This window comes from Chitinimonas arctica, assembly GCF_007431345.1.
Lineage (GTDB): Bacteria > Pseudomonadota > Gammaproteobacteria > Burkholderiales > Chitinimonadaceae > Chitinimonas > Chitinimonas arctica.
Map to the genome: position 1 here is coordinate 4,587,349 of NZ_CP041730.1, position 13,188 is coordinate 4,600,536.

Sequence of the window (13,188 nt, forward strand, 5' to 3'; positions counted from 1 at the left end):
CTGCAACATTGCGGACATGCTGGGGTGTTAGCTTGAATTCCTTATCATTGTTCGACCAATCGCTTGGCTGAGTCCGATCCGATCCGGACCGGTCGCGTGGTGCCCACCAAAAAAAGATGGAGAGATGAGATGGATAGACGGCAGTTTTTAAAAGTCGGTGGCTTTGTCACGGCCTCGGCCGCCACCCTGGGACTGCCCGGCTGTGGCAGTGGCGATGACTCGGCCAGTACGACCGGGCTACCCGACACCACCGCCGCCACCGGCAGCGCCTGGAAGTTTCCGCAAAGCGTCGCCTCGGGCGACCCGCAGCCGGACGCCATCATGTTGTGGACGCGGGTGGTGCCCAGCAGCGCCGACGATGTGGCGAGCGCCGCGACCCCGGCCAGTTTCAGTGTACGCGTACTGGTGACCGCTACCGACAACAGCGCCGGCTTGGGTAGCAATGGCGAGTTGAAGGGCACCATGGCGGTCAATGCCACCGTGCCGGTCTATGCCGATTACGACAATACCATCCGCCACAAGGTGACCGGCCTGGCGGCCGGCACGACCTACTACTACCAATTCGTCGCCGGCGATGCCCGTTCCCGCGTCGGCCGTTTCAAGACCGCGCCGGCCCGCGATGCCGATATCGCCAAACTGAAATTCGCCGTGATGACCTGCCAGGACTGGAGCATCAATCACTGGGGTGCCTACAGCGATGTGCTGGGCCAGGACCTCGACTTCATGGTCCACCTGGGCGACTACATCTACGAAACCGTCGGCGAGGGCTTCCAGGTCGGTGCGGTCGAAAGCCGCCATACCGCACTGGTGCTGCCGAACGGCACATTCAAAAGCGGGACGTCCGGAGCCAAGTACGCCACCACCCTGGCCGACTATCGCTACCTCTACAAGCAATACCGCACCGATAGCCGCTTGCAGGCCGTGCACGAGCGCTTTGCCATGGTCGCCATCTGGGACGACCACGAGTTCTCCGACGATTGCTGGGGCGACGCCGAGACCTATGGCAACGGCACTTTCAGTGCGACCGCCAGCGACAATACCCACCAGCCGCTTCGTCGCCGCAGCGCCAACCAGGCCTGGTTCGAATTCATGCCGGCCGATATCTATTTCACTACCTCGCTGGCAGCGGGCGTGGAAAACATCCGTATCTACCGCGACCTGCAGTTCGGCAAGCTGGCGCATCTGATCATGACCGACGAGCGCCTGTACCGCAGCGACCATATGATCCCGGAAGCGGCCGTCAACCCCGCCACCGGCCAGCAGGTCGGCAGCATCGGCAGCCGCTACATGGTGCCGGAAGCCACTTTGTACGGCGCCGAGGCGCTGAAGATCGACGGTGCCAAGCGGCTGGGCTTGCCCGATCCGCTGGTGTTTGTCTCCATGCTGGGGACCAGCCAGCGCAATTGGTGGAAGGACACGATGAAGTCCTCGCCGGCGGCCTGGAAGCTGTGGGGCAACGAAGTCTCGCTGATGCGCATGGGCGTGGACGGTAGCAATGCCATCGCGACCTTGCTGGCCTTGCAATCGGTAAGCACCCTGGCCGGCAATATCTCGGGCGCCCTGGCTTTGACCGGCGGCAATGTGCCGGTGGCCGGCGCCATCGTGGCGGCCGTGACCGCCGGCGCTGCGCAAGCCGCTGCCGGCGCGGCGGGCACCGCGATCGCTACTGCTGCCGCAACCGGTGGCGACAAGGGCGCCGCCGCCGTTGGCGCCGGCCTGAGCGCCCCGCAAGCCGGCATCGCAGTGGCCGCATTCAACGCGGCCCTGGCTGCCGCAGCAGGTGGCGCCACGGCCCAAGTGGCCGCCGCCGCCCAGACCATCGCCTTCGGTTATATCAAGCCGGATGTAGCAGCCAACAAGCAGAACTCGCCCTTCGTGATCGCGGCCGGCCAGCAAGCTGCCCTGGCACCGTTCTTCACCAAGTTCCTGCTGAATGCCGACCAGTGGGACGGCTACAACGAAGAGCGCAAGGACCTGATGAACCATATCAAGTCCACCGGCATCAAGAATGTGGTCGCCCTGACCGGCGATATCCACTCCTTCTTCGCCGGCGCGGTCAGCGACAACTTCACCGGCAGCGGTGGCGGTACCCCCGTCATGGTCGACCTGGTGACGGCAGGGATCAGCTCCGACTCCTTCTTCAGCTATCTGAAGAGCGCGGTAGGCAGCCTGTCCGCCAGCCTGGCCACCCTGGTCTACTACCCGCTGCCCGTGCCGGTGCCCGGCCTGGGCACGGTCAACCTCAATGTCAACCTGCTCGACTACACCATGGGCAAGGCCGCGCCGACGGCCGCCAGCCTGGCCGACAGCCTGCGGGTGCAATTGCGCGGCGAGTTGGGCAAGCTCGGGCTGCCGGAAGTCCAGCTGGACGCCACCACCAGCGCCGTGCTGGGCGGCTTGCAGGCCAGCGCAGCCTTTACCGGCCAATTGCTGCCGCTGGCACAGCAGCTTGCCAGCCTCAACAGCAATCCATGGCTGAAGCTGGTCAACACCGATGCCCAGGGCTATATGGTGGTAACGGTGACATCCGCTCAGCTGAGCTGCGAGTTCCGCCAGGTTAACAAGCTGGTGGGCGGGACGGCGCCGGCCACGGTTGTGGCGAAAACCACCACGGCGACGGTGATGAAGGATGTTGCGGCGGTGACGGTGGCCTGAGAAGGCTGGTAAGCAGACAAAGCCCCGCTGATGCGGGGCTTTGTCGTTAGTGCGGCTTGTAAGTAACGCTTTTCCTTAGCGACCTGCTGATTAATTGCGCCACAATCGCGCCACAAAAATGGCGCGATTAGCGTAATCGCGCCACAATCGCGCCATTCTCCTGCCGAATCGCGCCATTCCGCCATGTCTACAGCCGCGCAAGTACTGGATACCGTCCTAAACGCAACCGCCGGTCTGACGATAGGGGAGCTTTTATTGCAGCACCCCGACGTCCCCCGTCGAACTGCCCAGCGTTGGCTCAACGAGTGGGTGAAGGAAAACAAACTAGTCGCTGTCGGTACCGGTAGGACGCGGCATTATCGTGCATCCGGGACAGCGGCGCCGGCACCTGCCGAAGTTCGTACCGATGGTTTTCATGCCTCTATCCAGCTTTCGGTCGATAGCCTGGATATCGTCACTTACCTTGAGCAGCCGGTTGTAGCGCGTAGACCGGTGGGTTATCAGCGTGACCTATTGGAGACGTATCAGCCCAATGTGACCTTCCATCTGGCCGAACCACTTCGGCGGCAGCTGCATCGAATGGGCAGAACCGCCGCAATGCTTAGCCCGGCCGGCACTTATAGCCGCGCGATCCTGAACCGCTTGCTGATCGATTTGTCCTGGGCATCCAGCCATCTGGAAGGAAATACCTATTCCCGACTCGATACACGCAAGCTGATCGAGTATGGCCAGGTGGCGCAGGGAAAGGGAACGCTGGAAACCCAGATGATTCTCAACCACAAGTCCGCAATCGAGTTGCTGGTTGAGAATATCGAAACGGCAGGATTCAACCGCTTCACCTTGATGAATTTGCACAGCGCCCTGTCGGAAAACCTGCTGCCGAACCCCGCCGATGAGGGGCGCATTCGACAGCATGCGGTAGAAATCGGCAAAAGCGTGTATCGACCCCTATCCGTGCCGCAGCAGATCGATGAAATGCTGGGAATCTTGCTGGAAAAGGCTGGGCAGATTTTAGATCCGTTTGAGCAATCATTTTTTGTGATGGTGCACTTGCCGTATCTCCAGCCTTTTGCGGATATCAACAAGCGTACTTCCCGCCTGGCCGCCAATCTGCCGCTGTTCCGGGCCAATTTGTGCCCGCTGACTTTCCTGGATGTACCGGAACGAGCCTATAGCCTTGCCATCTTGGGCGTGTACGAAATGGGTCGAGTGGAGTTACTGCGCGATCTCTATTTGTGGGCCTATGAACGGTCCACGCAGGAATATCTTGCGATTAAACAAGATTTGGCAGAGCCCGATCCCCTTCGCCTGGCTTATCGTGACCTGATCAAGCAGACGATACGGGATATCGTTTCCCAACCTACGCTGGAACCGCTCGCCCTCGTCCAGCGGGCTGTGGTGGGGGTCCCTGAGACGGACCGCTCGAATATTCAGTCACTGATCGTGCAGGAGCTAGGACGTTTGCATGAGGGTGTACTTGCGCGGTATGGCTTGCGGCCCGCTGAATTGCTTGCGTGGAAGGCAGCCCAGGGGCGTTGATCGAAGCGGCAATTTGGGTTCGATCTGCGGCGATTTTTCGTGCGGCTAGACCGCGTCGCGCGCTCGACCGCCCACTGTCAGCGGCATGGGCCAACGTCCGCTCAAGACCACCCCGGCCAGCGTCAGCAATCCACCCAGCACATGGTAGCCAGCCAGTTGCTCGCGTAGGACCAAGGCCGCGATCACGGCAGTGAAAACCGGCAGCAGGTTGAAGAAGATGGCGGTCCGGCTGGGTCCAAGGCGGCCCACCGCGTGTATCCAGGCCAGGGTGGCGACCATGGAGGCGGGGATGCCGGCGAACAGGATGTAGGGGAGGTTGGTGCTGTTCACGCCGGTCTTGGGCGAGAGCAGGTACAAGGGCAACAAAGCGAGGATGGCGACCAGGATCTGCACATAGAGCAGCTGCGTGGCGGGTATCTTCAGCTGCCATTTCTTCAGCAGCACGCTGTATAGCGCGTAGGCTAGGTTGGCGACCAGCATCAAGGCGTCGCCCAGGCCGATGCCATGGGCGAACAGCCTGCCGACGCTGCCTTCCGATACCACGATCAAGACACCGGCAAAGGATAGTATCGCGCCGGCCAGTGCGCCGGCCGTGAGTTGCTGGCCCAGCATGGCGATGGAGAGGGCCAGCGCCATCATGGGCATCAGCGACAGGATGATGCCCATATTGGTGGCGCTGGTGAGATGGGCGGCATAGTAGGCCAGGCTTTGGTAGGTCGCCATGCCGAGAATGCCCAGCAGGGCGATCTTGCCCAGGTGGGGCCGGATGGCGGCCCAATTGGCCAGGACCGGCCGGAGCAGGAAAGGCGTAAACAGCACACCGGCCAGCAGCCAGCGATAGAATCCGATCTCGGCGGGAAAGATGGCGTCGGCCGCCAGTTTGCTGACGACGGTATTGCCGGCCCAAATCAGTACGGCCAGCAGGGGAAAGGCATATTGCAACAAGGAGACCTCCAATCGATGACTGGATTGTCTCCTTGTCTGTCCTAATTGATATAGTGAATTTCGGACAATCGATCCGCCATTCCGGACGATGGCGTCCCCGCCTTAACGCGCCTTGCTGAGATCCTTATAGGCGGCCGGGACATTCAGACCGGGATGGACCCAGCCAAACAGGCTATAGCCGCCGAACTCCGGCATGGCGACGGCCTTGACCGTTTGCTCCAGCGTCATGCCCTTGTCGATGGCTGCCTGGACGTTCTGCTTCACGGCACTCAGGTAGTCGAGGTGCCATTTCAGGGCTTCCCGGTCCATCGGTACCCCGTGGCCGGGGACGATGCGGGCATCCGCCGGCAGGAAGGCGTAGACCTTGTTCAGCGTATCCAGGGTTTGTGTCAGGTGGCCATCCAGCAGCCAGGGTAGGGCGGGCTTGCTGGCGATAATGGCATTGCCGGCCCACATCACCTTGGCGGCCGGGTCCCATACGAACAGATCGCCACCCGTCTGGGCAAAGCCGAAGTCGATGATGTCCACGCTGCGGCCGCCAAGATCCACGGTGACACTGCCGCCCGCGGGCACCAGGATATCGCCGGTGCGGGCCTGGATTTCCTCGATGCCGCGGCCGTTGCCGAAGTGCTTGAGCATAAAGGCTTTGTCGTCTTCCAGATGCGCCGACACATAGTTGCGGGTATTGGCGTGCTGAATGATGCGGGTGTTCGCCGGCAGATACATATTGCCGTAGGAATGGTCGCCATGTGCGCTGGTATTGATGGCGTAGGTAATGGTTTTTGCCTGGTTCTTCTTGTTCAAGGCCATGACCTGCTGGTGCAAGCGCTTGTTCAGCATGGTTTCGATCAGCAAGGCGCCTTTGCTGCCGACGATCAACCCACCACTGGTCGCGGCGGCGGCACCCTTGGCGTTCAGGTCCTTGGCATCTTGCGGATAATAGGCGTAGGCGCCGGGGGCCAACTGCTCGCTGACCATTTCGACCTTGTTGCCGTCCCAGATCGGTTCGGCAGCCTGGCTGTGGCTGGTCCAGGCGAGGGCCAGGACGGCGGTGAGGGTGGTGAGGGATTTTTTCATGATGACTCCGCAGTGTTGATCAGGGCCAAATGGCCACTATAGGCAAGGCTGGAACAGACGCTCGCGTTAAGTGGTGTTCAGCATAGCCCTTTCAAATCTGCAAATGAATCGACATAATTGATAGCCTGATTTGCAAGAATGCAATCCATGACCGACCTGAATGATTTGCGCTTGATCGCGGCCATCGCCGAAACCGCGACGCTTGCCGGCGCGGCAAGGCGGCTGGCGGTCAGCCATGCCACGGTTTTCCGGCGCTTGGAGAATATCGAAGCGGGTCTGGGCGTGCGCCTGTTCGAGCGGCGGGCCGGCCGCTATGTGGCCACGGCGGCGGGTGAGGAGCTGGCCGATGTCGGCGCCGAGATCGACCGGCTGGCGACCCGTTCGCTATTGAAGGTGGTCGGCCACGATCTGCGGCCCAGCGGCCTGGTGCGTATCACCACGACCGAAAGCATCGCCATCTGCTGTCTGGGACCGATTCTGGCCAGCTGCCGGCGGCTGCATCCGCAGATCAGCATCCAGCTATTCACCAGCAACGATATGCAAAGCCTCAGCAAGCGCGACGCCGATATCGCCATCCGGCCTACCCATCGGCCGCCCGAGGAGCTCATCGGCAAGCGTATCGGCGGCCTGGCCATGGCCGCTTACGCCAGCCGGGCCTACCTGGCCAACCACGGTGAAAGCCAGGGGCTGGCCGAGCATGATTGGCTGGCACTGGACGATTCCATGAGCCAGCATCGCTCGCTGAAGTGGTTGTCGCGCATGGTGTCGCTCGAATCCTTGCCGTTCCGTGCCAATACTTTCCCCGTGCTGCGGCAAGCTTGCGCCGAAGGACTGGGGGTGGCGCTGATGCCGTGTTTTGTCGGCGATACGCATGCCGCGCTGCAACGGGTCACCGGGCCGCTGGAAGGCCTGGATAGCGAACTGTGGCTACTCACCCACCCTGATCTGCGCGATACCGCCCGCATCAAGCTGGTATACCAGTTCCTGCAACAGCAACTGGCCGGCCTGGCACCCTTGTTCGCCGGCGATGTGCCGAACGGCAGCCATGGCGAATAACTATCTCGCCATTCCGGACTTCACCACGCTGCCGGCGCCGGTGTATTTCCGCCATGATGAATTCGGCGCCGATACCCACTCGGCGCCGCACAGCCACGCCTGGGGGCAGCTGAACTACGTGGCCAACGGTGTGATGCAACTGGAAATCAGCGGACGGCGTTTTTTGTCGCCGCCGCAATACGCGGTATGGATTCCGCCGCATGCCCGCCACAGTTGCTACAACCGCTATGCCGTCGTCTACCGTTCGATTTATCTGGCGCTGGACCTGTGCGCCGGTTTGCCGACGCAGCCGTGCACCTTGATCATCAGCCCTATCCTGAAGGCGATCCTGGCCGATTTTGCCGACAGGGATGTCAAGGTACCGGAGCGGGATGTCGATCTGCGGCTGGCTCAGGTGCTGGTGGATCAGCTGAACCTGGCCCCGGTGGAAATGCGCTACCTGCCCTTTGCCGACACCCCTATCCTGGCCACGGTATTGGAAGGTCTCCAGGCCGACCCGGGCGACAATCGCTCCTTGGCGGACTGGGCAGTCCATGTCCACAGTACGGAGCGTACCCTGGCCCGTCACTGCCAGCGCGAATTGGGCATGACACTGGGCGAATGGCGGCAGCGGCTGCGTTTCCTGCGTGCGATCGACTCGCTGGAAGCGGGCCAGACCATTCAGGCCATTGCTTTCGATCTGGGCTACAGCACCGCCTCGGCATTTATCGCGATGTTCCAGCGTCTTTCCGGTACCACGCCGGACCAATACCGCCGTATCGCCGCTGCCAAGGCGGCACCGACCAGCTAGAGTTTTGCCTGATATGTCGGAAAATCCTCAAGTCTTGCGCCTTTGCAGCCGATAAATCGTTCTCGGCCAGGAGGCGCATCATGAAAATACCATCTATCCCATCCAACGCCTTACCCAGTTCGCTAGTCCCCACACGTTCGAACAAGCCGGGTTCGACCCAGCTCGCACCAGGCCAGCAGAGCCAGGGCGAGCTTCAGACCGGTTCGGCGCAAAGCCGTAGCCTGGAAACCCTGTCGCGGCGGGTGGCCGGCCTGAACGATGCCATGACCGATATGGCCGGACAGCTGGCGCGGCAATTCGCCGGCCTGCTGCTGGGCGACGATGCCGAAGGCGCCAGCATCACCTTCGACCAGACATCATTGGCCACGCAATCGTCTTTCAGCGCGTTCAGCGCCAGCCGGAGCGATGCGAATGGCACGCAGCGGGCGGCCGGTTTCCGGCTGGACGATGCCAGCCAATTCCTCGGGCATGGCTATATCACCACATCCGATGGGCGTCGTTTCGAGTTTGAAATGGAGATACGATACGAATCCAGCCAATCGGCCACGGTGAGCGAGCAACGTTCCAACCAGGCAATTCCTGCCGGGTTGGAAACCGGTCTTGGCGCGGCCAAGCCCGCCGCAGCGAATGCCCGGCCCTTTGCGGCCGACTTCGCCGGTACGGCGGCCGATCTGTTGGAACGGCTCAGCAGCGAGCCGGTGCGCTTGCCGTTCGCACTGCAAGGCCAGGATGAGGCGGGCAGGGACACCTTGCCGCTGTTGGGTGATTTGGCGCTACGTCTGCTGGACCTGCCTGGCGGCAGCCGCTACCTGGACTTGTTGCCGGAAAAAGATCCGGCTGGCCGGCTCGATCTGCGCGCTTGAAGGGTGTAAAGATCTACCCGGTTGGGTGAAGCCAGGAACCACCTTTCCATCCCTTGGGGCAGCGCCGCGATGCTATTGGCTTTGGCGCTGACCCACCATGGCTGTCGATACGGCCGGCATGTGCTCGCAACCCCGGTTCACGGTGGCTGGGCTTATCCCTTCCACCTCGTGAGCGGGGGCGGTGCCGGGACAGAAAGGCTAGGTGGAAATATACCGTTCGCCAGTGTGAATAGGCTTTCTAATCACCTTGTGTTTGCCAGGGTTTTAGGGATATTGTTCCGGTAATTGCGGAAATTCATTAATAATCTTCCCTGGTGTACAGATGAGCGCGAAAAGCCCTACCTTGGACCCCCACAATCGCAAGATACTGCGCGAGCTGCAGAAGAACGCCCGCCTGAGCAATACCGAGCTGGCCGAGCTGGTGGGCTTGTCCACCACCGCCTGCTGGAATCGCACCCGGCAGTTGGAAACCGAGGGCTATATCCAGGGCTATGTAGCGCTGATCGACCAGCAGAAGATGGGGTATGCCGACACGGTCCTGCTGGAAGTCACCTTGGATCGCCACGAAGACGACGCCCTGGCCCGCTTCGGCGAGGAACTGGCGCTATTGCCGGAGGTGCTGGAGGCCTACCTGGTGTCGGGGGAATACGACTACCTGGTCAAGGTGGCCGTGGATGGTACCGCCGGCTACGAACGCTTTCTGCGCGAAAAGCTTTACCGGATTTCCGGTATTCGCCATAGCCGCTCGATGTTCGCCTTGCGCTGTATGAAAAAGGTATCGTCCTTACAGGTTTGATACACCGCCATGCCGGCGCTGACCGGCATGGCGGGATTCAATCAACCATTCGATTTCTTGGTCGCTACCCGCGCCGGCATGGACTTGGCTTCCAGGTCGCGGACGTGCGGGATCAGCTTGTTGACCGAGTCGAGGAAGGCGGCGGCAACGACCTTGCCTTCGTTGGTATTGGTCCAGCCGGCCATGCCGGCGCCACCGGCCGCGCCGAACATCAGCCCGGCCGTGCCCAGGTCGGTGGCGCGCGACGAGCCTTCGGCGGCGACCAGCTGTTCGGTGGTCTGCGAGTCGGTGATGGTCAACACCACCTGGGCTTCCTTGAACTTGACCCGGTCGGCCAGGCCGGCGAACTGGCCGATCACGGGAATACGGGCCAGGATGCCTTCCAGTCCGCCGCCGGCGTTCTGCTCCGAGAACACCAGGGTGGGGGTGAGGATGTATTGGGCTTCCAGCACATTCCCGCGCACATTGACCGTGGTGTTCTGCCGGGTGAGGCCGCTCTCCTGCAGGTCAAGTTCCTGCTTCGATCCCTTCAGGCCAAGACCGCGATCAACCAGGCGGAAGCAGCCGCTTTGCTGCAACATCATCCGTACCAGGGGTAGCGGCGATTCCGGCAGGTTGCCGCGGCCGCTGGTGTAGGTGTAGCCATTGGGGTTTTCAATCACGCCGATGGTGGCCAGCGGCGTTTCGCATTTCTCGATATTGCGCGATTCACCGCTGCTGCCTTTTTGTCCTGCCGCGCCGGTCACGATGCCGCCGGCGTTGCCGGTCTCGATACCGCTTTGCTTGCAACCTACGAGCGCGGCCAGCAAAAGGAGGGGGAGAGCGGAGGTTTTCATTTGAATGGACAGGTCGTGATTGAGATGGGCTCCTATCTTACAGCAGGACGAGGCTGGAAATACGGGCTCGCCTTGCCATTGGCATGGGTAATATGGCCACTTGCCAATGGCATAATATCACTTTCCGGCAAGGCCGAACCGCGCATGGCTCGCGCTGCCCCGGCCACTTAACCTTCCAGATCAAACCTGAGTTCGGCGAACACCGTCCGCTGCGTATAGGGGTGGTAGGCCCAGTACTTGGCATTGTTGAGATTGTCCACGCCCAGCGCGGCACTCCAGTGTTTGTCCAGACGGTAGCGGGTGCGGATATCGGTGACGAAATAGCGGCTTACGCCGGTATAGGTAGCCCCATTGCCGTCGCTATTGTCCAGGTTGCCATACTGCTTGCCGCTGTAGCGCATACCCAGGCTGGTCGACCACTGCGGGGTAAGGCGGTAAGTGGCCAGCAAGTTGGCGCGCCAATTCGGCACGCGCGGTTGCCATTTACCCACGCTGGCCGGGAAATTGTCGTTGCGCACGATGCGCGAATGCGCGTAGGTCAGGCTGCCGCTCACATCCAACCCCTGCTTGCCGACGTCGCTGGCCGAATAGGCGATTTCCGCGCCGCGGGTGCGGATATGCGCCACGTTCTGCACCGTACTGACCTGGGTAGCACCGAAGACGTTGATTTGCACGTAGAGCGCATCGCGGCTGTCTTCGTGGAACAGCGTGGTCCGCAGCGTGCCGTTTTCCAGGGCTCGCTCGGCCGTCAGTTCGCCGGTCCAGGATCTTTCCGCTTTCAGGGTGGGATCGTTGTTGACGATACCGGCTTGGCCATCCTTATCCATGATCACCGTGCCTTGGTACAGCTCGGCCACGGTGGGCATGCGCACGGCACGTCCCAGCGAGGTCTTGAGGGTCCAATCCGGGGTGGCTTGATAGGCTAGGGCCAGTTTGGGCGAGAAATGGCGTTCGCGGCGTTCGAATAGCGGCAGTCGGTGCAATGCCTGATCGCGCGGGTTGGCAAGGTAGCCCAGCCTGCCGCCATAGGCCTGCCAGAACTCCAGTCGACCGCCCAGCGTGGCGCGCCATTCGGGCGCGATCCGCCAACTGTCTTGCGCATAGATACCGCGCAGGCGGGTGTCGCCCCGGAAGCTGGCCAAGGGGCCTACCGCGTCGCCGCTCAGCCAGTCGGCGGTACGCGAGGTCCGGCTACGCAGCCGATAGTGTTCGGTCTGCACGCCCATATCCCAGGCATGGTCGGGCAGCATGGCCGGGCGCCAGGCGGCTTTGAGCGCCAAGGTGTCCCAGCCGCTGCCGGCCAGGTCGGTCAGTTGCCCGGCCCCGCCAGTCTCCGCTTGCGGCATAAAGACGGTAGGGGCGCGGAGCTGGTCCTTGCGATAGTCGTAGCGGCTGGCCGCCATTTCCCAGCCCAAGCCGGACTGCTCGCGTTGTTTCAGCGACAAGCCCTGCATCAGGTGGGCCAGTTGGCCGCGTCCCGGCGCAAAGTCGGCAGGGGTCAGGGTATGGATGGCACCGCCCAGGGCAATGCCGGGATTGGCTTTGCTACCGTAATACGGTTGGCCGGTGGCATCGCGCAGATAGCTTTCCACCGCACGGCGGGCGGTGTTTTGCCACCAGCCCAGCAGGTAGCTGGCCCGGATGGCCGGCGCGATATCGTAGCTGAGCTTGATCTTGGCGTGATCCTGTACCGTATGGACCTGGTTGGTCGCACCCAGGATCCACCAATCCGCCTGGCGCGGATTGCGATCCGCCACGGCGCCGCTGACAGGGACGGCGGGTGTGCCGGCCGCCGCCGGTGCCTTGCCATAGCTGAAGGCAATCGGCTGGCTTTGGTTATCCAGGCGGCTGACATGCAACCACCAGGACCCGGCTTGGGTGCGATTGCCCAGCGAGACACCAACTTGGCCGCCCGGATAGCGACTGTCGGTGCCATATTGGCGATAGCCCTGCTGGAAGCCGTTCAGCTTGAAATGGGCTTCGAAGCCGCGTGGCATGCGGGTGGCGTAATCCACCACCGCGCCCACCGAGTTGCCGGGGTAGGCGGCCGAGAACGGGCCATACAAGACATCGACCCTTTCGATTTCCTCGGCGGCCACCATGCCCCAGCGCGGTGTGAAACTGGCGCCGTTACCCAATAGGTTGGACAACAGAATACCGTCGGCGTAGACCAGCGAGCGCGCGCTATTGCCGGTGCCGGATGCGCGACTGGCCAGCACGGCGTGATCGTAATCGCCGTTGAAGCGTTTGCGGACATTCAGGCTGGGCAGATACTTCAATGCATCTTCGCTGTCGGTGGCATTGGTGCTTTCTGCCAACTGGCGGGCCGTCACGCTTTCGATGGTGCTTGGCAGGCTGGTGGGCAGGGAACTGAGCCGCTGGCCGGTCACGGTAATGGCGCCCAGCGATTTTGCGAGTGGTTTTTCGTCGCTCGCCTGGGCCTGGTAGGCCAGCGCGCTTAGCAGGGCGAGGGAAAGGGGCCGAAAACGCATGCTGAAGACTCGGGTCTGGAAACGGCGCGATTCTAGGCAAGCCGTCCATGACCGGCCTGCGACACGTTGTCGCGGCTTGCCGGCGATGTTGCTTTGGCGGCCAAGGGCGTAAACTGCGCGCCTTTCCCCTGCGCACCGA

At 62.0% G+C, this 13,188-nt stretch carries 10 protein-coding genes; 6 read left to right on the forward strand and 4 right to left on the reverse strand.

What is annotated here, in order from left to right:
- The first annotated feature begins 129 nt into the window (after window positions 1-129).
- Entirely contained in the window at window positions 130-2,655 is a 2,526-nt protein-coding gene (locus tag FNU76_RS20940; protein ID WP_144280003.1) for an alkaline phosphatase D family protein, read from the forward strand.
- A 183-nt stretch (window positions 2,656-2,838) separates the two neighbouring features.
- Window positions 2,839-4,194 (forward strand): Fic family protein, encoded by a 1,356-nt coding sequence (locus FNU76_RS20945; RefSeq protein WP_144280004.1) that lies wholly within the window; start codon window positions 2,839-2,841, stop codon window positions 4,192-4,194.
- 45 nt (window positions 4,195-4,239) lie between these two features.
- Here the strand turns inward: FNU76_RS20945 and FNU76_RS20950 are convergent, their stop codons facing one another.
- Together FNU76_RS20950 and FNU76_RS20955 are read right to left on the reverse strand one after the other, a co-directional pair.
- Window positions 4,240-5,139 (reverse strand): DMT family transporter, encoded by a 900-nt coding sequence (locus FNU76_RS20950; protein ID WP_223879123.1) that lies wholly within the window; start codon window positions 5,137-5,139, stop codon window positions 4,240-4,242.
- Window positions 5,140-5,241: 102 nt separating this feature from the next.
- Entirely contained in the window at window positions 5,242-6,216 is a 975-nt protein-coding gene (locus FNU76_RS20955; protein ID WP_144280005.1) for an MBL fold metallo-hydrolase, read from the reverse strand.
- A 147-nt stretch (window positions 6,217-6,363) separates the two neighbouring features.
- Between FNU76_RS20955 and FNU76_RS20960 the strand changes: the two genes are divergently transcribed.
- The 4 genes from FNU76_RS20960 (at window position 6,364) to FNU76_RS20975 (ending at window position 9,721) form a co-directional block, all read left to right on the forward strand.
- A complete protein-coding gene (locus FNU76_RS20960; RefSeq protein ID WP_179958227.1) occupies window positions 6,364-7,272 on the forward strand; it encodes a LysR family transcriptional regulator in 909 nt (302 codons plus the stop codon).
- Window positions 7,262-8,062: an AraC family transcriptional regulator gene (locus FNU76_RS20965; protein WP_144280007.1), complete on the forward strand. Its 801-nt coding sequence runs from the start codon at window positions 7,262-7,264 to the stop codon at window positions 8,060-8,062. Before FNU76_RS20960 ends, FNU76_RS20965 begins: the two co-directional genes overlap by 11 nt.
- 80 nt (window positions 8,063-8,142) lie before the next feature.
- On the forward strand, window positions 8,143-8,925 hold the full coding sequence (locus tag FNU76_RS20970; RefSeq protein WP_144280008.1) for a hypothetical protein: 783 nt from the start codon (window positions 8,143-8,145) through the stop codon (window positions 8,923-8,925).
- Window positions 8,926-9,247: 322 nt separating this feature from the next.
- Window positions 9,248-9,721, forward strand: coding sequence for an Lrp/AsnC family transcriptional regulator (locus FNU76_RS20975; protein WP_144280009.1), 474 nt, complete (start codon window positions 9,248-9,250; stop codon window positions 9,719-9,721).
- A 41-nt stretch (window positions 9,722-9,762) separates the two neighbouring features.
- On the opposite strand, the gene FNU76_RS20980 is transcribed toward FNU76_RS20975, so the two are convergent.
- On the reverse strand, window positions 9,763-10,557 hold the full coding sequence (locus FNU76_RS20980) for a CsgG/HfaB family protein (RefSeq protein WP_179958228.1): 795 nt from the start codon (window positions 10,555-10,557) through the stop codon (window positions 9,763-9,765).
- Window positions 10,558-10,724: 167 nt separating this feature from the next.
- The gene (locus FNU76_RS20985; protein ID WP_144280011.1) at window positions 10,725-13,049 is read right to left on the reverse strand and encodes a TonB-dependent receptor; all 2,325 of its coding nucleotides are present in this window, start codon (window positions 13,047-13,049) and stop codon (window positions 10,725-10,727) included.
- Window positions 13,050-13,188: the final 139 nt, after the last annotated feature.

Bases quoted from the DNA above. Each gene is read 5' to 3' on its own strand.
- FNU76_RS20940 (WP_144280003.1), top strand. From the start codon at position 130: ATGGATAGACGGCAGTTTTTAAAAGTCGGTGGCTTTGTCACGGCCTCG.
- FNU76_RS20945 (WP_144280004.1), top strand. From the start codon at position 2,839: ATGTCTACAGCCGCGCAAGTACTGGATACCGTCCTAAACGCAACCGCC.
- FNU76_RS20955 (WP_144280005.1), bottom strand. From the start codon at position 6,216: ATGAAAAAATCCCTCACCACCCTCACCGCCGTCCTGGCCCTCGCCTGG.
- FNU76_RS20960 (WP_179958227.1), top strand. From the start codon at position 6,364: ATGACCGACCTGAATGATTTGCGCTTGATCGCGGCCATCGCCGAAACC.
- FNU76_RS20965 (WP_144280007.1), top strand. From the start codon at position 7,262: ATGGCGAATAACTATCTCGCCATTCCGGACTTCACCACGCTGCCGGCG.
- FNU76_RS20970 (WP_144280008.1), top strand. From the start codon at position 8,143: ATGAAAATACCATCTATCCCATCCAACGCCTTACCCAGTTCGCTAGTC.
- FNU76_RS20975 (WP_144280009.1), top strand. From the start codon at position 9,248: ATGAGCGCGAAAAGCCCTACCTTGGACCCCCACAATCGCAAGATACTG.
- FNU76_RS20980 (WP_179958228.1), bottom strand. From the start codon at position 10,557: ATGAAAACCTCCGCTCTCCCCCTCCTTTTGCTGGCCGCGCTCGTAGGT.
- FNU76_RS20985 (WP_144280011.1), bottom strand. From the start codon at position 13,049: ATGCGTTTTCGGCCCCTTTCCCTCGCCCTGCTAAGCGCGCTGGCCTAC.